This is a genomic window from Nocardiopsis synnemataformans (assembly GCF_965343085.1).
In the GTDB taxonomy this organism is placed as follows: domain Bacteria; phylum Actinomycetota; class Actinomycetes; order Streptosporangiales; family Streptosporangiaceae; genus Nocardiopsis; species Nocardiopsis alborubida.
This window is the reverse complement of the sequence record NZ_CBDRFA010000034.1, coordinates 1-16,929: the sequence shown is the minus strand read 5'-3', so window position 1 is coordinate 16,929 and position 16,929 is coordinate 1. Positions and strand designations below refer to the sequence as shown.

Genomic DNA, 16,929 nt, shown 5'->3' with positions numbered 1-16,929 from the left:
AGTCCACGGCCACAGTCCCCCCGAGGAGAGCCATGCCGGAACCGACCAAGCGCGCGACCCTGCGGGACGTCGCGGCCGGGGCGGGCGTCTCGGTCGCCCAGGCCAGCTTCGCCCTCAACGGCACCGGCCGCGTGGCCGCCGCGACCGCGGAGCGGGTCCGCCGGGTCGCCGCGGAACTGGACTACCAGGCCGACGGCCGGGCCCGGGCCCTGCGCACCGGCCGGCGCTCCGCCTACGGCGTGGTGATCCGCAACATGCGCAACCCCTTCTTCCTGGACGTGCTGCGCGGCATGGAGACCGTCGCGCACCGCGAGGGGGCGCTCCTGCTGATCATGAGCTCGGATTACGACCAGGAACGGGAGAGCGCCGCGCTGCGCAGGCTCGCCGCCGAGGCGGTCGCGGGGATCGCCATCGCGCCCATCGGACGGCGCGGCCGCCTCCTGGAGTGGATGGACCGCCACTCCCACGTCCCGGTGGTGGCCTTCAACTGCACGCCGGAACCCGACCGGGAGGGCACCGCGAGCCGCCTGTCCACGGTCGGCCCCGACGACGATGAGGCCGTCGCCCGGGCCGTGGCGCACCTGGCGGAGCGGGGTCACCGCGAGGCCACGCTCCTGATGGCCCCCGAGCCCCTGGCCGCCGACTGGGGGCGTGAGGAGGCCTTCCACCGCCACTGTGCCGAGCACGGGGTGGCCGGCTCGGTGGCACGCGGCCCCCTGGACTACGACGCGGTGGCCCGCAGGTCCGCGGAGATGATGGCGCGCCCCGGGCACCGCGCCCTGGTCGTCAACTCCGACCACCTGAGCGCCGCCGTCTACGACGCCGCCCGCTCCCTGGGCCTGCGCGTGGGGCGGGACGTCAGCGTGGTGGGCCACGACGACCTGCCCACCTCGGCCCTGCTGGACCCGGGCCTGACCACGATCGCCGTGGAGCGCGAGGCCCTGGGGGAGCGGATCATGGACCTGCTCGTGGAGGGTCCCGGCACCGCCGTGCGGCTGCCCGTGCGCCTGGTGGAGCGGGGGTCGGTCGCGGTCCTGGCGTGAGACCGCCCCGTCCCCCCGCCGCCTGTCACCCCGCCGCCCGTCACCTCCCGCCGTCGCGGACCGTCCCCCGAGGTGGCGAGACTTCCGAAGCGCTCCCGGACGCGGCTGTCAGCATGGCCAACGCGATGCTGACAGCCATGGCGCACCGCCCTGGGACGGCTGTTCCGGCCGGTGGGAGGACGGCTGTTCGCCGCGTTCAGGGTGTTCGTTCGGATGCCCCGACCCACAGCGTCTTGCCGCCCGCCGTCCGTGTGGGGGAGGGGCGCGGAAGGTTCCCGCTGCCGGGGTGTTCCCTTTGGCGGAAGCGGGCTGCTTCTTCCGTCCGAGGGTGAAGGCGGCTTCGCCCGACGAATGTGCCGCGAAACGCCCCCGTGCTCGTCTGCGGCACCGCGAAACACGCCGACAGGCACCATGGAAGAAGCAGACACCGTGAAATCCGTCAGAAAATATCGCCGTGGGATGTCGAGAACCCACGCGCGGCTCCGTCCCCGGAGTGAACACGGCCCACGACGGGCCGCACCGCACCCGGCCCTCCCGGGCCACGGAACAACCCACGGAGGACATCATGGCCAAGTACCTGCTGCTCAAGCACTACCGCGGCGCACCGGCATCGGTCAACGACGTGCCCATGGACCAGTGGACGCCGGAGGAGGTCTCGGCCCACATGCGGTACATGCAGGACTTCGCCGATCGGCTGGAGGGCACCGGCGAGTTCGTCGACGGCCAGGCGCTCTCCCCGGAGGGCACGTTCGTCCGCTACGACGGCGAGGGACGGCCGCCGGTCACCGACGGCCCGTTCGCCGAGACCAAGGACCTGATCGCCGGCTGGATGGTGATCGACGTCGAGACCTACGAGCGAGCGCTCGAGCTGGCCGGGGAGCTGTCGGCCGCGCCCGGGGCGGGCGGGGAGCCGATCCACGAGTGGCTCGAGGTGCGCCCGTTCCTGACCGCGCCCCCGACCATCACGGAGTGACACACCATGGATGAGGCCCTGTTGCGGACCCTCACCCCCACCGTGATCGGGATCCTCGGCCGCCGCGGAGCCGACTTCGCCGCGGCCGAGGACGCCGTGCAGGAAGCCCTGGTCGAGGCCGTGCGCGTGTGGCCGGACGACCCGCCGCAGAACCCCCAGGGCTGGCTGGTCACCGTGGCCTGGCGTAAGTTCCTCGACGCCGTCCGCGCCGACACCTCGCGGCGGCACCGCGAGGTACGCGTCGAGGGCGAGCCCGTGCCCGGCCCGGGCGAGGCGGTGGACGACACGCTCCAGCTGTACTTCCTGTGCGCGCACCCGTCCCTGACACCGGCCTCGGCCGTCGCACTCACACTGCGCGCGGTCGGCGGCCTGACCACGCGCCAGATCGCGCAGGCCTACCTCGTGCCGGAGGCGACCATGGCCCAGCGCATCAGCAGGGCCAAGCGGACCGTCTCGGGCGTCCGGTTCGACCAGCCCGGTGACGTCGCCACGGTGCTGCGCGTGCTCTACCTGGTCTTCAACGAGGGCTACTCCGGAGACGTCGACCTCGCCGGTGAGGCGATCCGGCTCACCCGTCAGCTTGCGGCCAGAATCCGCCATGAGGAGGTCGCGGGCCTGCTCGCGCTCATGCTGCTCCACCACGCACGGCGCCCGGCACGGACCCGTCCCGACGGCAGGCTGGTGCCCCTCGCCGAGCAGGACCGCGGCCTGTGGAACACCCGCATGATCGCCGAGGGCGTCGGCGTGCTCCAGGCGGCCCTCGCCCGCGACCGCCTGGGCGAGTTCCAGGCCCAGGCCGCCGTCGCCGCGCTCCACGCCGACGCCCGGACGGCCGCGGAGACCGACTGGGTGCAGATCGTCGAGTGGTACGACGAACTGGTGCGCCTCACCGACAGCCCCGTGGTCCGCCTCAACCGGGCCGTCGCGGTCGGCGAGGCCGACGGCCCGCGGGCGGGCCTGGCCGCCCTGGCGGGACTGGACCCCTCCGTGCCCCGCCGCACCGCCGCCGCCGCGTACCTGCACGAGCGTGACGGTGACCCGGCCACCGCGGCGCGGCTCTACGCCGAGGCCGCCCGCTCAGCGTCCAACCTGCCCGAACGCGACCACCTCATGCGACAGGCCGCGCGGCTCAACGCGCGGCTGCGCGGTTGAGCGTCCCCCCAAGGGCGGCGGGCGTTCACCGGCCAGACGGGGACGGTCCGCTCACCCCGCTGGTCGGCCGAGTCGCGTCGTTCGAAGGCGGTGGTCAGTCCATGAGTCGCTTCCGGAGGGCGTCCAGGTCCTCCTCCCGGACTCCCGCCTCCAACAGGTAGGCGTGCGCGTCCAGCCCGCGGAGGGCGTCGAGGACGGTGTCGCGGAGCGTCAGGCCGCGCTCGGACAGCACGGCCCCGATCACGGGGCCCTGGTCCTTGTGTCCCATCGCGGCGAAGAGCGGGACGAGTTCGGTCGTGGAGAGCTCGTAGTCGTCGGCGATCGCGTCGGCCCTGACGTCGGCCAGGGCGAGCAGCAGCAGGGCGACCAGGCCGGTGCGGTCGCGTCCGGCTCCGCAGTGGAACAGGACGCCGCCGGGCCGGGCCTGGGCCAGGGCGGTGATCACCGCGGCGCACCGCTCACCCTTGCGTTCGAGGAAGGGCCGGTAGTGGAGCGGGCTCCCGTTCAGCCGCCGACGGTTGACGTCCTGCCAGAACTCGACGTCCTCGACATCGTCCAGGGGCACCTCCAGGCGCGTCATCCCCGGCGGGAGGGGTGTCTGGGCCGCTTCCGCGGGGAACGCGGCGGATCCGCCCTGACTCGTCAGGCCCTCACCCGGAGCCGGGCGGATCTCGTCCGGGTTGCGCAGGTCCACGACGGTGCGCACACCGGCGTCGTACGCGGTCTGCCAGCCCTTTTCGGTGACGAAGCGCGGGTCGGCTGACCGGATGAAGGCGCCCTGGCGGACGCTCCGTCCGTTCCGGTTCGGAAGGCCGCCGAGGTCGCGGGTGTTGAAGAAGCCTTCCCAGGTGATCTTTCTGCTGTCGCTCATGGACGCCAGGGATACTTCCCCCCGCCGAAGAAGAAAAGTTCCTTGGTCCCTTTCCGGGCACTGCGCCGGTTCGCTGGCGCTCAGACCTCCACGGTCACGTCATCGAAGTGGAGCGGTGGGGGAGAGGACATGGCGACAGCAGCGCCGAAGCTCGCGGGGACCGCGCCTCCGTTCCGTGCACACGGACGACAATGTGAATCTACGCCGTAAAGGATGGCCCAAGAACAAAAATTCCTACTCTGCTTTGGGAATGCTCCCGGGCGGCCTCGCGCGCCCTAGCCTCGGCGAGGCCGAGCCCGATGCCCCTGGTCCCGCCGATCACCAGAACTGTTCTGTCCATACAGCCGACTCCTGCGATTCGGTCGATCGCTGCTTCGTCCCGCCCAGGATCCCGTACGGGGGCGCGCTCTCGCCCGGCTTTCCGGTGACCGGACCAGGCCTTCACACCGCTCCTGCCGCCGACCTCGGGTTCCGTGCCGAACGCTGTCCTCCGTTGGGCTCCTGAGCCACTGACGTCCCAGCTCCCGACGCCCGAACCCGACCGGTGAGCACGGGACAGCCGGACGTCCGTCAGCCGCGTGCCGCGCGCGGCGGCGCGAGGGAGTCGGTGATCCGTACCTCGGTGGGCAGTCTGCGTCCCCGGGGCCGGGTCCCGGCGGGCCCGTCGACCATCTCGACCAGCGCCGTCACCGCCGCACGCCCCAGTTCGTCCGCCGGGGCCAGCACCGCCGAGATCGGCGGCCCCGGCAGGTCGGCCAGGGCGATGTCGTCGGCCGCGGCCACACTGATGTCCTCGGGCACCCGCAGCCCCATGCGGCCGAACTCGAACATGGCGCCCAACAGCAACAGGCTGTTGTAGACGAGCATCGCCGTGCAGCCCGAGTCCACGATCTCCCGCGCCGTGGCGGCACCCTCGGCGAAGGCCGGTCGCACGGGCCCGAAGACCCGCACCCGCAGCCGGGACCGGGCGGCGTGCTCCACCAGCTCCTCGCGCCTGCGCCGGTCCATCCACGAACTGGGCGGACCCGCCAGGTAGGCGACGTCGCGGTGCCCGAGCTCCACCAGGCGGTCGTAGACGGTGCCCAGGCCGCCGGGGGTGTCGACGGTGAACGAGGTCAGTCCGGGGACGCGGCGGTTGATCACCACCAGCGGCTTGCGCCGGTGCGTCTCCTTCAGGTCGGCGGCCGAGCCCACCGGTGACTGGAGCGCGAAACCGTCGACCTGGCTCTCCAGCTCGCCGAGCACTTCGGCCTCCCGGGCCGCGTCGCCGCCGGTGACGGCGATGATCACCCGGCGTCCGCTCCTGCCCGCCAGCTCCTGCGCGGCCGTGGCGGTGGTGGAGTAGAAGGGGTTGTCCAGGTCGGGGACGAGCAGGGCGAAAAAGCCGCTGCGGCCCGTGGTCAGCGCCCGCGCGGCCGGGTTGGCGCGAAAGCCCAGCCTCTCCGCGGCGGCGCGCACCCTGAGCAGGGTGGGCTCGGAGACCATGGACGGCCGCGACAGGGCCCGCGAAACGGTGGACGCCGACACACCGGCCTCCCTGGCCACGTCGTCCAGACTCGCCATTGCAGCTCCTCACACCCGATGGTGCCCCCTGTCACACTCGCGACCCGGGGGTTGGCTCGTGTCCCCGACACAGGCTACGGTGTGCAAGCGCTTGTGCAAGCGCTTGCAGGCATTTCCGCAGATGAAGCACTATGCGGATGAGGAACTGTGCGGATGAAGTACCGCGCAGACGAAGCGCCGTGCAGCTGAAGCACGGCGAAGATCCCAGACCGTCCCCTCGACAGCGACCGGGAGTGGAATTGCCCCGCCCGTCACCCACCGTCGGCGCCACCGGAGCCGCTCCGCGCCGCGGCCGCCTTCCACGACCACCCGTCACGGTCCTGCTGGTCCCGGGGCTGGCCGTGGTCCTGTTCGCCTTCTGCTACCCGGTCGTGGCCACCCTGGCCTGGCCGCCCGACGGCGACCCCGCCACGGTCGCGCGCGAGACGGGCAGTCTGCTCAGCGACCCCTACCTGCTCCCCGTGGTCGCCCGCACCGTCCGCGTCGCCGTGGTGACCACCGGACTGTGCCTGCTCATGGGCTTCCCGGTGGCCTACCTCATCTCCCGGGCCCCCGGCCGCTGGTCCGGTCGCCTCCTGGCCCTGGCGATCTTCCCGTTGCTGCTCAACACCGTCGTGCGCACCTACGGCTGGATCATGGTCCTGGGCGGCAACGGCCTCATCAGCGGGATCAGCGAGGCCCTGGGCATGGGCCGGGTCCAGCTGCTCTACACCGAGACCGCCATCGTGCTCGGCCTGGTCCAGCTGTTCCTGCCGCTGATGATCCTGTCCTCCTACTCCAGCCTCGCCCAGCAGGACCACCGCCTGGAGGACGCGGCCCGGGGGCTGGGCGCCTCGCCCGGCCGGGCCTTCCGCACCGTGGTCTTCCCGCTCGCCCTGCCCGGGGTGCTCGTGGGCTGCACGCTGGTCTTCGCGGGCGCGGTCACCGCCTTCACCACGCCCCAGCTGCTCGGCGGGCCGCGCGAACGCCTTCTGTCCACCCTGCTCTACAGCCGGGTCAACGTCAGCCTCGACTGGCCCTCCGCCAGCGCCGTCGCCCTGGTGATGACGGTGCTGGTGCTGGCGGTCAGCGCGCTGTCCGGCCGGCTCGGCAAGATCGGGAGCACCACCACCTCATGATCCTGAGACGCCCCTTCCTGTCGCTGCTCGCGGCGGCGGCCTTCGTCCTCATGCTCGGTCCCGTGGTGATCCTGATCGGGGTCGCCTTCACCGCGGGGAGCACCCTGGCCTTCCCGCCGGAGGGCCTGTCCCTGCGCTGGTTCGCCGCCGCCCTGGACTACGGGCCCTTCATCGACTCCTTCGGCACCAGCGTCGCCGTGGCGCTCGCCTCCACCGCGGTCGCCCTGCTCCTGGGCGTTCCGGCGACCCTGGCGCTGCACCGGGGCAACCCGCGCGGGCGCAGGGTGATGGAGAACCTCTTCTTCGCCCCGATCGTGGTCCCCGAACTGGTCCTGAGCCTGGCCCTGTTCCAGCAGCTCATGGTGGGCATGCGCGTCACCGCGCTGGGCGCGCTCATCGTCGGGCACACCGTCCTGCTGCTGCCCTACACCGTCCGCGTGGTGGGGGCCTCGCTGTCGCTGGCCGACGCGCGACTGGAGGAGGCGGCCCGGGGGCTGGGCGCCGGGCCGGTGCGCGCCTTCTTCACCGTGACCCTGCCGGTCATGGCGCCGGGCATCGTGTCCGCCACGATCCTGGCCTTCATCACCTCCCTGAACAACGTTCCGCTGTCCCTGCTGCTCACCGGCCCGGGCGTGGCGACGCTGCCGGTGGAGATGCTCAACTACGTCCAGTCCTCGTTCGACCCGGTGGTCGCGGCGGTCAGCGTGCTGCTCCTGGCGCTCAGCGTCGCGGTCGCCTTCGCCACCGAGCGCATGGTCGGTTTCACGAAGGTCTTCGGCCGCTAACCGGGAAGAAGGACACCCATATGACACCCGTCGTCGAACTCGACCGCGTCACCCACCGCTTCGGCGGACGCAGGGGCAAGGACGGCCCCGCCGCCGTCGCCGACCTGGACCTGGCCGTGCGGAGCGGCGAGTTCACCACGCTGCTGGGCCCCAGCGGCTGCGGCAAGACCACCACCCTGCGCATGATCGCCGGGTTCCTCCAGCCCACCTCCGGCAGGATCCTGCTGGAGGGCCAGGACGCCACCCGCACCCCGCCGGAGAAGCGCAACATCGGCATGGTCTTCCAGTCCTACGCGCTCTTCCCGCACATGACGCTGCGCGACAACGTCGGTTACGGGCTGCGCACCCGCAAGATCGCCGCCCAGGAGGTGGCCAAACGCGCCGGTGAGGCGCTGGAGCTGGTGGGCCTGGCGCACCTGGCCGACCGCAAGCCCGCCGAGCTGTCCGGCGGCCAGCAGCAGCGCGTGGCCCTGGCCCGCGCCGTGGCCATCCGCCCCTCGGTGCTGCTGCTGGACGAGCCGCTGTCCAACCTCGACGCCCAGCTGCGCGTGCAGATGCGCCGCGAACTGCTTCGGGTCCAGCGTGAGACCGGGCTGACCGCCGTCCTGGTCACCCACGACCAGGACGAGGCGCTGGAGCTGTCCGACACCATGGTCATCCTCAACGAGGGACGCCTGGAGCAGGCGGGCGCGCCCCGGGAGGTCTTCCCCCGGCCCGCCAACCGCTTCGTCGCCGAGTTCCTGGGCTACGACAACTTCCCGCGGGTGCCCGGGCACGGAACCGTCACCATCCGGCCCGAGCACGTGCGCCTGCTGCCCGCCGGAACCCGGGAGGGCGAGGGCGGGACCGGCCTGGACGGCACCGTCGCCGAGGTCACCTTCCAGGGCAGCAACTGCCTGGTCGAGGCCCGCATCGACGGGGTGGAGGGACCCGGTTCGGTCCTGCGCTCCCTGCACCCCGCCGACGACCTGCGCCCCGGCGACCCCGTGCGCATCGCCCTGCCCCACCGCCACCTGGTGGAACTCGCGGAGGAGGCCGGATGAGCCGTCCCACACGCCCGCGCCGACTGCTGGCCGCGCTCGCCGGGGCGGCGACGCTGGCCCTGGTGAGCGCCTCGTGCGCACCGGTGCGCGAGGACGACCCCGACACGCTGGTGGTGAGCACCTTCGCCTTCGCCACCGAGGAGTTCACCGAGGTGGTGGCCGACCCTTTCGAGGCCGAGACCGGGATCCGGGTGGTCCTGGACACCGGCAACAACGCCGGGCGGCTCACCAAACTGAGGATCAACGCCGAGACGCCCGACACCGACGTCGTGCTCATCTCCGACTACTACGCGCAGATCGGCAAGGACATGGGGCTGTTCGCCCCCGTCGACCCCGCCGACGTACCCAACCTCGGCGCCATCCAGCCCTGGGCGGTGGACCCGGACGGGTACGGCCCCGCCTACACCTTCCAGCTCCTGGGACTGCTCTACCGCACCGACCTGGTCGAGGAGGCACCCGACTCCTGGGACGACCTGTGGGCCAAGCCCGAGGCGGGGTACGTGCTGCCCGACATCTCGGTCTCGGCGGGCCCGATGTTCGTCCTGGCCGCGGGCGAGCACTTCGGTTCGGGCCCCTCCGACCCGGACGCCGGTTTCGAGGCGATGGGCCGGATCGGCTCGGACGCGCTCCAGTTCTACACCGGCTCCACCGAGCTCACCAGCCTGCTGGAACGCGGCGAGATCGCCATGGCGCCCGGCCTGGACAACTTCGCCATGGGCTCGGTGGAGGCCGGACAGCCGATCGGCTTCGCCGCGCCCGAACAGGGGCGGGTGATGACCGCCAACACCGCGCAGGTGGTCAACGGGGCGCCCAACGAGGCCGGGGCCCTGGCCTTCGTCGACTTCCTGCTGCGCCCCGAGGTGCAGGAGGGGATGGCCGAGGCCCTCTACGACAAGCCCGTGGCGCTGGAGGCCGACCCCACCCCGCTCATGGAGCGGGTCTCGGGGCAGGCCGCCTCCTCCCCGTCCGACAGCGGCTACCACCAGGGCGACCTGGCCCTCATCGCGCAGGAGCGCTCCACCTGGCTGGACCGCTTCACCGAGGAGGTGGCGCGGTGAGCGTCCCCGTTGTGATCGACTGCGACCCCGGCGTCGACGACGCCCTCGCCCTGCTGCTCGCGCTGGCCTCACCGGGGCTGGAGGTGCGGGGGGTGACCACGGTGGCCGGGAACGCCTCCCTCGCCGACGTGGACCGCAACGCCGCGCACGTGCTGGACCTGGCCGGAGCCCCGGCCGGACTGCCGCTGGTCTCGGGGCTGGCCGGGCCGATCTCGCGTACCACGCGCCTGCGCGACGAGCCCATGCACGGGGTCGGCGGTCTGGGCGGGCTGGCCCCCGCCTCCCCGCCCCGGGCGTTCGACCCCGGCCACGCGGTCGACTGGCTGGCGGAGCAGGCCCTGCGCTCGCCGGGCGAGCTGACCCTGGTGGCGATCGGCCCGCTGTCCAACGTGGCGGCCCTGCTCGCCCGCCACCCGCAGGCCGGACCGGTGCTGCGCGAGATCGTCGTGATGGGCGGCGCCGCCTTCGCCCAGGGCAACATCACCCCGGCGGCGGAGTTCAACTTCCACGCCGACCCCGAGGCCGCCCGCTACGTGCTGGAATCGGGCCTGCCGGTGCGGATCGTGGGCCTGGACGTCACCCGCGCCGCGCTGTACCCGCTGCGCGAGGCCGAGGAGCTGGCGTCGCTGCCCGGCACCGCCGGGATCGCCGGAGGACTGCTGCGCGACTACGCCCTGCGCTACCGGGACCGCTTCGGCGTCGCCGCCGTGCCGGTGCACGACGCGCTGGCGGTGGCCGCCGTGGCCCACCCCGAACTGCTCGGCTGGGAGGAGGGCGCCGCCTCGGTGGAGTGCGCCGGAGAGCTCACCCGCGGCGCCCTCGTGGCCGACGTGCGCACCCCCGGCCGCGCACGGAACGTGCGCGTGGCCCGCACCGTCGACGCCGACGGGTTCGCCGCCCGCCTCACCGAGGGCATCGCCAGCTACGCCGCAGAACCGAACGACAGCGCGAGGACGCCGTGAACCGCGACCGCGCACCGGAAGGGGAACCGACCTCGATGCTCACCGCAGACCTGCTCATCCGCGGCGGAGACGTCGTCTCCGTCCACACCGGCCAGGTGTGGCGGGCCGACGTCGCCGTGGTCGGCGACGCGATCCGCGCGGTGCTGCCGCCGGGGACCCCGGTAGAGGCCAGGGAGACCGTCGATGCCGACGGGCTCGTGGTCGCACCCGGGTACGTGGACGCGCACATGCACATCGAGAGCTCGCTGCTGGCCCCGGCCGAGTTCGCCCGGGTCACGCTCGCGCGCGGCACCACGACCGTGCTCGCCGACGCCCACGAGATCGTCAACGTCGCCGGGCGCGACGGGCAGGCGTGGATGATCGAGCAGGGCGGGGCCACCCGGCAGACCATGCGCTGGGCGGTTCCCTCGTGCGTGCCCGCGCTCGACGGGTTCGAGACGGCCGGGGCCCGCCTCGACGCCGACGACGTCGCCGAGATGCTGGACTGGGAGGGGGTCACCACCCTCGGAGAGGTGATGGACTACCGCGCGGTGGTCTCGGGGGACCCCCGGATGGGCGCCATCATCGCCGCGGCCCGCGGCCGGGGCGTGCGCCTGGACGGGCACTGCCCCAACCTGTCCGGGGCCGAGCTGGGCGAGTACCTGTGGGCCGGGATCGACTCCGACCACTGCAAGAACACCGCCGAGGTGGCGGTGGAGAAGGCCCGCCTGGGCATGCTGTTGATGCTCCAGGAGAAGTGCCTGACCCCCGAGGTCGTGCGGGCACTGTTGGAGCTGCCGCACCTGCCCGACTTCTGCCTGGTCACCGACGACATCGTCGTGGACGCTGTCGTGAGTACCGGCCACCTGGACCGGGTGGGGTCGGTGGCCCTCGAACGCGGGCTGCCCCCGCTGGCGGTGCTGCGGGCGCTCACGCTCCAGCCCGCGCGCAGGCTCGGCCTCGACGACCGGGGGACCGTCACCCCGGGCAAGCGCGCCGACCTGGTCCTGCTGCGCTCGCTCACCGAGCTCACCCCCGTGGTCGCGATCGCGGGCGGCACGGTCGTGGGCCGCGACGGCGCCCCGCTCACCGGTCCCGGACCCGCGCCGGACCACCCGTTCGGCGGCACGGTGCGCATCAGCGCGCCCGACGCGGAGGCGGCCCGCTGGCGGGTGGACCTGCCCGACGGCGAACACGCCTTCCGCGCGCTGCGGGTGAACGCGGTGGACACCTACACCGAGCCGGACGAGGTCGTGCTGCCCGTGCGCGGGGGAGTGGTCGACTGGCAGGGTAGGACCGCGGTGGTAGCGGTCTTCGAGCGCCACACCGGGGCGGGCGGGGTGGCGTTCGCGCCGGTCACCGGCCAGGAGCTGGGCGCGGGGGCCTTCGCCACCACCTACGCCCACGACAGCCACAACCTCACGGTCGTGGCCACGAGTGAGGACGCGCTGCGCGAGGCCGCCGCCCGGGTGGTGTCCTGGGGCGGCGGTATGAACCTGGTCCGCGAGGGCGGCGCGGGCGCCGGGGTCGCCCTGCCCATCGGCGGGGTCATGTCGGAGCGGCCCGCCGACGAGGTGGCCCGGGCCACCCGGGAGCTGCGCGCGGAGCTGGCGGCGTGGGGTTGGGACAACCGCAACGCCTTCATGAGCCTGTCGACCCTGACCCTGGCGGTGTCCCCGAGCGTGAAGATCACCGACCGGGGCCTGGTGCGCGTGGTCGAGCGCGCCTGGGAACCGGCGACGGTGGGCTGACCCCGTTCCGCGACGCGGGGCCGCGCACCTTCACGGGGGTGCGGCTCCGCGGGCACCGCTGGTCCGCCCCGCGGCGGGGGCCGAACCGCTCCGGCGGTCCGTCTGCCGGGTCGCGTCGCTACAAGACAGCACTGATCGCCACGCAGAACCTGACTCACATGGTCAGGCCACCTCGGAGCCCCCCGCCTCCCGGTGGCCCAGGGCGCGCAGCAGGTAGGGCAGGAGCCGAACGGCGATGTCGTGGCCCGGGGAGGCGCCGGGCACGGGCGGCACCAGGAACGTGTGGCTGACCATCGGGCCGATCACCATCTCCGCCACCACCAGGGGGTCGTCCACCGGCGGGATCTCCCCGCGCGCGACGGCGCGCTCCACGACCGCCAGCACCCGGTCCTGGAGCGGCACCACGAAGTCGCCGAAGAGCGCGTCGGCGAGCGCCTGGTTGTGCGCGGCCTCGCCCAGCACCGCGCGCAGCAGCCTTCCCGAGGCCCCCTCCAGGGCCGCGGCCTTGTCGTGCAGGAGCAGGGACAGGTCCGAGCGCAGCGCGCCGGTGTCGCGGTCGGGCCCCAGGTTCTCCGCCCAGTCCCGGGCGGCCCCCAGCACCAGGTCCTCCTTGGAGCGCCAGCGCCGGTAGAGGGTGGCGGTGGAGACACCGGCCCGCCGGGCGACGGCGGCCGTGGTCAGGCCGCCGTACCCGTGCAGTTCGAGCTCGGCGAGGGTGGCGTCCATCAGCGCGCGGTCCCGGGCGGCGTCGCGCGGCCGGCCCCGGTGGGGGGCGCGCGAGGCGTCGGGCAGATGGTCGGTGGTCATGCCCGGAATCCTATGCGAGTGAGGCCTAGGGAAACGAAAGTGTTTCGTTTAGTATCGCCCCATGACCAACACCCAAGGCGTTCCCGCAGCCGAGACCGCCGACGTCGCCGAGGCCGCCACCCGTCCCCCCGCCGAGCCGCTGACCCTGACCACCGAGATCCCGCCGGTGGTCGCCCGTCTGCGCGCCGCCTTCGCCTCCGGCCGCACCAAGCCCGTCGCCTGGCGCCGCGCCCAGCTGCGCGCGCTGCGCCGCATGCTCACCGAACAGCGCACCGCGTTCGAGGGCGCGCTCGGAGCCGACCTCGGCAAGAGCCCCATCGAGGCCCACACCACCGAGATCGGCTTCGTCGTCAACGAGATCGACCACACCCTCAGGCACCTGGCCTCCTGGCTGCGCCCGCAGCGCGTGCCGGTGCCCGTCGCCCTGGCCCCGGCCAAGGCCCGCCGCGTGCGCGAGCCGCTGGGCACCGTGCTGATCATCGCCCCGTGGAACTACCCGGTGAACCTGTCCCTGGCGCCCCTGGTCGGAGCCATCGCCGCGGGCAACGCCGCCCTGGTCAAGCCCAGCGAACTCGCCCCGGCCACCTCCGCCGTCCTGGCCGAGCTGCTGCCCCGCTACCTGGACACCGAGGCGGTCGCGGTCGTGGAGGGCGGCATCCCCGAGAGCACCGCCCTGCTGGAGGAGCGCTTCGACCACATCTTCTACACCGGCAACGGCGCCGTGGCCCGCGTCGTCATGGCCGCCGCCGCCAAGCACCTGACCCCCGTGACCCTGGAACTGGGCGGCAAGAGCCCCGCGATCGTCGAACCCGGCGTGGACCTGGCCACCACCGCCCGCCGTCTGGCCTGGGGCAAGTTCACCAACACCGGGCAGACCTGCGTGGCCCCCGACTACGTGCTCGCCGTCGGCGACACCGCCGAACCGCTCCAGCGCGAGCTGACCGCCGCCATCACCGAGATGTTCGGCGAGGACCCCTCACGCAGCGCCGACTACGGGCGCATCGTCAACGAGCGCCACTTCGCCCGGATCACCGCCCTGCTGGAGAGCGGCACCGTGGTCACCGGGGGACAGCACGACATCGACCGGCTCTACGTCGCCCCCACCGTCCTGGGCGACGTGGACCCCGACTCCCCGGTGATGTCGGAGGAGATCTTCGGCCCCGTCCTGCCGGTCCTGCGGGTCCCCGACCTGGACGCGGCCATCGCCTTCGTCAACGAACGCGACAAGCCGCTGGCGCTGTACGGCTTCACCGACTCCGAGGAGACCAAGCGCCGCCTGACCACCGAGACCTCCTCGGGCGGCCTGGCCTTCGGCCTGCCCGTGGCCCACCTGGCCGTCCCCGACCTGCCCTTCGGCGGTGTGGGGGACAGCGGTATGGGCGCCTACCACTCCGCGGCCTCCCTCGACACCTTCTCGCACACCAAGTCGGTGCTGGACAAGTCGCTGTTCATGGACACCATGCGCATCGCCTACGCGCCCGTCACCGATCTCAAGCAGAAGCTGCTGCGCCGGTTCCTTTGAACATGCGGGCGGGGACGGGCGTCAGCGCTGCCCGCTCCCGCCCGCGCGGGTCAGCCCCTCCGGGCAGCCTCCCCGTGCTCGGTGTCCAGGGCCTGCGCCGCCACGTGCGGGTGGTTCAGGTCGAACGCGGGACGCTCGGAACGGATCCGCGGCAGCGACGCGAAGTTGTGCCGCGGCGGCGGGCAGGACGTGGCCCACTCCAGCGAGCAGCCGTAACCCCACGGGTCGTCCATCCCCACCTGGGGGGCCGTCCGCGCGGTCACGAGGACGTTCCAGAAGAAGATCAGCGTCGAGGCCGCCAGCACGAACGAGGAGACCGAGGAGATCTGGTTCAACTGCGTGAACCCGTCACTGGGCAGGTAGTCGGCGTAGCGGCGCGGGAAGCCCGCGGCGCCCAGCCAGTGCTGCACCAGGAACGTGCCGTGGAAGCCCAGGAACAGCAGCCAGAAGTGGAACTTGCCCAGCCTCTCGTTGAGCATCGTCCCGGTGAACTTGGGCCACCAGAAGTAGAAGCCCGCGAACATCGCGAACACCACCGTGCCGAACACCACGTAGTGGAAGTGGGCCACCACGAAGTAGGAGTCGGTGACGTGGAAGTCGACGGGCGGGGAGGCCAGCAGCACACCGGTCAGACCACCGAAGAGGAAGGTCACCAGGAACCCGATCGAGAACAGCATCGGTGTCTCGAAGGTGATCTGGCCCCGCCACATGGTGCCGATCCAGTTGAAGAACTTCACGCCGGTCGGCACCGCGATGAGGAAGCTCATGAACGAGAAGAACGGCAGCAGCACCGCACCCGTCGGGAACATGTGGTGCGCCCACACCGTCACCGACAGGCCGGTGATGGCGATGGTCGCCGCCACCAGCCCCTTGTAGCCGAAGATCGGCTTGCGGCTGAACACCGGCAGGATCTCGGTCACGATGCCGAAGAACGGCAGCGCGATGATGTACACCTCGGGGTGGCCGAAGAACCAGAACAGGTGCTGCCACAGGATGGCGCCGCCGTGCTCGGCGTCGAACACATGCGTGCCGACGATGCGGTCCGCGCCCAGCGCGATCAGGGCAGCCGTCAACACGGGGAACGCGATGAGCACCAGCACGCTGGTGAGAATGATGTTCCAGGTGAAGATCGGCATGCGGAACATCGTCATGCCGGGCGCGCGCATGCACAGGGCGGTCGTGATGAAGTTGACCGCGCCCAGGATGGTGCCCAGACCCGAGACCACCAGCCCCATGATCCACAGGTTGCCCCCCACCCCCGGTGAGTGGACCGCCGAGGACAGCGGCGTGTAGGCGAACCAGCCGAAGCTGGCCGCGCCGCCCGGGGTCAGGAACCCGGCCGCGACGATCAGCCCGCCGAACAGGAACAGGTAGTAGCTGAACAGGTTCATCCTCGGGAACGCCACGTCGGGCGCGCCGATCTGCAACGGCATGATGACGTTGCCGAAGCCGACGAACAGCGGGGTCGCGAAGAGCAGCAGCATGATCGTGCCGTGCATGGTGAAGAGTTGGTTGAACTCCTCGTTGGACATGATCTGCATGCCCGGGAAGAACAGTTCGGTGCGGATGAGCACCGCCAGGATTCCGCCGAAGACGAAGAAGGCGAAGGCGGTGATGATGTACATGTACCCGATGACCTTGTGGTCGGTCGAGGTCAGCCAGCTCACGATGAGCGACCCCTTGGGGGCCTTCCCGGAGGACTCCTCTGCCTCGGTTTTCGCTGGTGCCACTGCTCGTGCCTCCGTGCGGAAGATGGGTGCGGGCGAATGGGAGAAATGAGGCTTTTCCTTTTGGGGGTGGTTTGGGAAAGGAATCGTGCAGGCCTCGGGAACGCAACCTAGCCCATCGGGTCCGCCGGGGGTGGTGATTGTCTCCAGCGTTTTCTTTCTCGGGCGGGGAATGTCCTTTTTGTTCGCGGGAAAGGCGTGACCTCCCCCGCGACAGCACCCTTCCGGACCCCCGTCACGATCTCCCGGTCGCCCCGGCGCGACCCTGCGGTCCGCGGGCACGCCGCTTCGGCGCCGCGGACGCCTTCTCCGGACCCTGCGGCCACACCGTCAGGGCACGGGGGCGCGGACTCCCAGCCAGAACCTCTCCTCGGCCGGGTCTTTCCACCGCGCGGACGGCAGATTCAGCGGAATCTAGCTAGGAGCCCCGGGCCTTCAGACCCGGGAGGGATCGTGTCGTGCACGCGACCCCAAGAGGTTGTGCGGATGCGACCGGACAACAATCTTCGGATTCGACCCCACCACTCTTCGGATTCGACCCCACCACGGTGTGCGGGTTCGTTAACGTGTTCGAC

The 16,929-nt window shown here is 72.2% G+C and carries 14 protein-coding genes; 10 read left to right on the top strand and 4 right to left on the bottom strand.

Annotated features, from left to right (window positions below):
- The first annotated feature begins 32 nt into the window (after window positions 1-32).
- The 3 genes from ACSIH6_RS20065 to ACSIH6_RS20055 all read left to right on the top strand — a co-directional run bounded on the left by ACSIH6_RS20065 (window position 33) and on the right by ACSIH6_RS20055 (window position 3,168).
- Window positions 33-1,043 (top strand): LacI family DNA-binding transcriptional regulator, encoded by a 1,011-nt coding sequence (locus tag ACSIH6_RS20065; protein ID WP_435109837.1) that lies wholly within the window; start codon window positions 33-35, stop codon window positions 1,041-1,043.
- A 565-nt stretch (window positions 1,044-1,608) separates the two neighbouring features.
- The gene (locus ACSIH6_RS20060) at window positions 1,609-2,016 is read left to right on the top strand and encodes a YciI family protein (protein WP_435109836.1); all 408 of its coding nucleotides are present in this window, start codon (window positions 1,609-1,611) and stop codon (window positions 2,014-2,016) included.
- Between the two features lie 6 nt (window positions 2,017-2,022).
- Window positions 2,023-3,168: an RNA polymerase sigma factor gene (locus tag ACSIH6_RS20055; protein WP_435109835.1), complete on the top strand. Its 1,146-nt coding sequence runs from the start codon at window positions 2,023-2,025 to the stop codon at window positions 3,166-3,168.
- Window positions 3,169-3,262: 94 nt separating this feature from the next.
- Here the strand turns inward: ACSIH6_RS20055 and ACSIH6_RS20050 are convergent, their stop codons facing one another.
- On the bottom strand, window positions 3,263-4,039 hold the full coding sequence (locus ACSIH6_RS20050) for a tyrosine-protein phosphatase (protein WP_435109834.1): 777 nt from the start codon (window positions 4,037-4,039) through the stop codon (window positions 3,263-3,265).
- Window positions 4,040-4,609: 570 nt separating this feature from the next.
- Entirely contained in the window at window positions 4,610-5,602 is a 993-nt protein-coding gene (locus ACSIH6_RS20045) for a LacI family DNA-binding transcriptional regulator (protein WP_435109833.1), read from the bottom strand.
- Window positions 5,603-5,841: 239 nt separating this feature from the next.
- On the opposite strand from ACSIH6_RS20045, the gene ACSIH6_RS20040 reads away from it, so the two are divergent.
- Genes ACSIH6_RS20040 through ACSIH6_RS20015 form a run of 6 tightly spaced genes read left to right on the top strand, consistent with a single transcriptional unit; the run spans window position 5,842 to window position 12,298 of the window.
- The gene (locus tag ACSIH6_RS20040) at window positions 5,842-6,720 is read left to right on the top strand and encodes an ABC transporter permease (RefSeq protein WP_435109832.1); all 879 of its coding nucleotides are present in this window, start codon (window positions 5,842-5,844) and stop codon (window positions 6,718-6,720) included.
- Window positions 6,717-7,505, top strand: coding sequence for an ABC transporter permease (locus ACSIH6_RS20035; RefSeq protein WP_435109831.1), 789 nt, complete (start codon window positions 6,717-6,719; stop codon window positions 7,503-7,505). Before ACSIH6_RS20040 ends, ACSIH6_RS20035 begins: the two co-directional genes overlap by 4 nt.
- Window positions 7,506-7,525: 20 nt before the next feature.
- Window positions 7,526-8,548 (top strand): ABC transporter ATP-binding protein, encoded by a 1,023-nt coding sequence (locus tag ACSIH6_RS20030; protein WP_435109830.1) that lies wholly within the window; start codon window positions 7,526-7,528, stop codon window positions 8,546-8,548.
- Window positions 8,545-9,606 (top strand): ABC transporter substrate-binding protein, encoded by a 1,062-nt coding sequence (locus ACSIH6_RS20025; protein ID WP_435109829.1) that lies wholly within the window; start codon window positions 8,545-8,547, stop codon window positions 9,604-9,606. Before ACSIH6_RS20030 ends, ACSIH6_RS20025 begins: the two co-directional genes overlap by 4 nt.
- Window positions 9,603-10,568: a nucleoside hydrolase gene (locus ACSIH6_RS20020; RefSeq protein WP_435109828.1), complete on the top strand. Its 966-nt coding sequence runs from the start codon at window positions 9,603-9,605 to the stop codon at window positions 10,566-10,568. Before ACSIH6_RS20025 ends, ACSIH6_RS20020 begins: the two co-directional genes overlap by 4 nt.
- A 35-nt stretch (window positions 10,569-10,603) precedes the next feature.
- On the top strand, window positions 10,604-12,298 hold the full coding sequence (locus tag ACSIH6_RS20015; protein ID WP_435109827.1) for an adenine deaminase C-terminal domain-containing protein: 1,695 nt from the start codon (window positions 10,604-10,606) through the stop codon (window positions 12,296-12,298).
- Window positions 12,299-12,460: 162 nt separating this feature from the next.
- On the opposite strand, the gene ACSIH6_RS20010 is transcribed toward ACSIH6_RS20015, so the two are convergent.
- Window positions 12,461-13,105, bottom strand: coding sequence for a TetR/AcrR family transcriptional regulator (locus ACSIH6_RS20010; RefSeq protein ID WP_435109826.1), 645 nt, complete (start codon window positions 13,103-13,105; stop codon window positions 12,461-12,463).
- A gap of 61 nt (window positions 13,106-13,166) precedes the next feature.
- On the opposite strand from ACSIH6_RS20010, the gene ACSIH6_RS20005 reads away from it, so the two are divergent.
- Window positions 13,167-14,627, top strand: coding sequence for an aldehyde dehydrogenase family protein (locus ACSIH6_RS20005; RefSeq protein WP_435109825.1), 1,461 nt, complete (start codon window positions 13,167-13,169; stop codon window positions 14,625-14,627).
- Between the two features lie 50 nt (window positions 14,628-14,677).
- Here the strand turns inward: ACSIH6_RS20005 and ctaD are convergent, their stop codons facing one another.
- Window positions 14,678-16,357 (bottom strand): aa3-type cytochrome oxidase subunit I, encoded by a 1,680-nt coding sequence (ctaD, locus tag ACSIH6_RS20000; protein WP_435109824.1) that lies wholly within the window; start codon window positions 16,355-16,357, stop codon window positions 14,678-14,680.
- Window positions 16,358-16,929 lie beyond the last annotated feature (572 nt).

Bases quoted from the DNA above. Each gene is read 5' to 3' on its own strand.
- ACSIH6_RS20065 (WP_435109837.1), top strand. From the start codon at position 33: ATGCCGGAACCGACCAAGCGCGCGACCCTGCGGGACGTCGCGGCCGGG.
- ACSIH6_RS20060 (WP_435109836.1), top strand. From the start codon at position 1,609: ATGGCCAAGTACCTGCTGCTCAAGCACTACCGCGGCGCACCGGCATCG.
- ACSIH6_RS20055 (WP_435109835.1), top strand. From the start codon at position 2,023: ATGGATGAGGCCCTGTTGCGGACCCTCACCCCCACCGTGATCGGGATC.
- ACSIH6_RS20050 (WP_435109834.1), bottom strand. From the start codon at position 4,039: ATGAGCGACAGCAGAAAGATCACCTGGGAAGGCTTCTTCAACACCCGC.
- ACSIH6_RS20045 (WP_435109833.1), bottom strand. From the start codon at position 5,602: ATGGCGAGTCTGGACGACGTGGCCAGGGAGGCCGGTGTGTCGGCGTCC.
- ACSIH6_RS20035 (WP_435109831.1), top strand. From the start codon at position 6,717: ATGATCCTGAGACGCCCCTTCCTGTCGCTGCTCGCGGCGGCGGCCTTC.
- ACSIH6_RS20030 (WP_435109830.1), top strand. From the start codon at position 7,526: ATGACACCCGTCGTCGAACTCGACCGCGTCACCCACCGCTTCGGCGGA.
- ACSIH6_RS20025 (WP_435109829.1), top strand. From the start codon at position 8,545: ATGAGCCGTCCCACACGCCCGCGCCGACTGCTGGCCGCGCTCGCCGGG.
- ACSIH6_RS20015 (WP_435109827.1), top strand. From the start codon at position 10,604: ATGCTCACCGCAGACCTGCTCATCCGCGGCGGAGACGTCGTCTCCGTC.
- ACSIH6_RS20010 (WP_435109826.1), bottom strand. From the start codon at position 13,105: ATGACCACCGACCATCTGCCCGACGCCTCGCGCGCCCCCCACCGGGGC.
- ACSIH6_RS20005 (WP_435109825.1), top strand. From the start codon at position 13,167: ATGACCAACACCCAAGGCGTTCCCGCAGCCGAGACCGCCGACGTCGCC.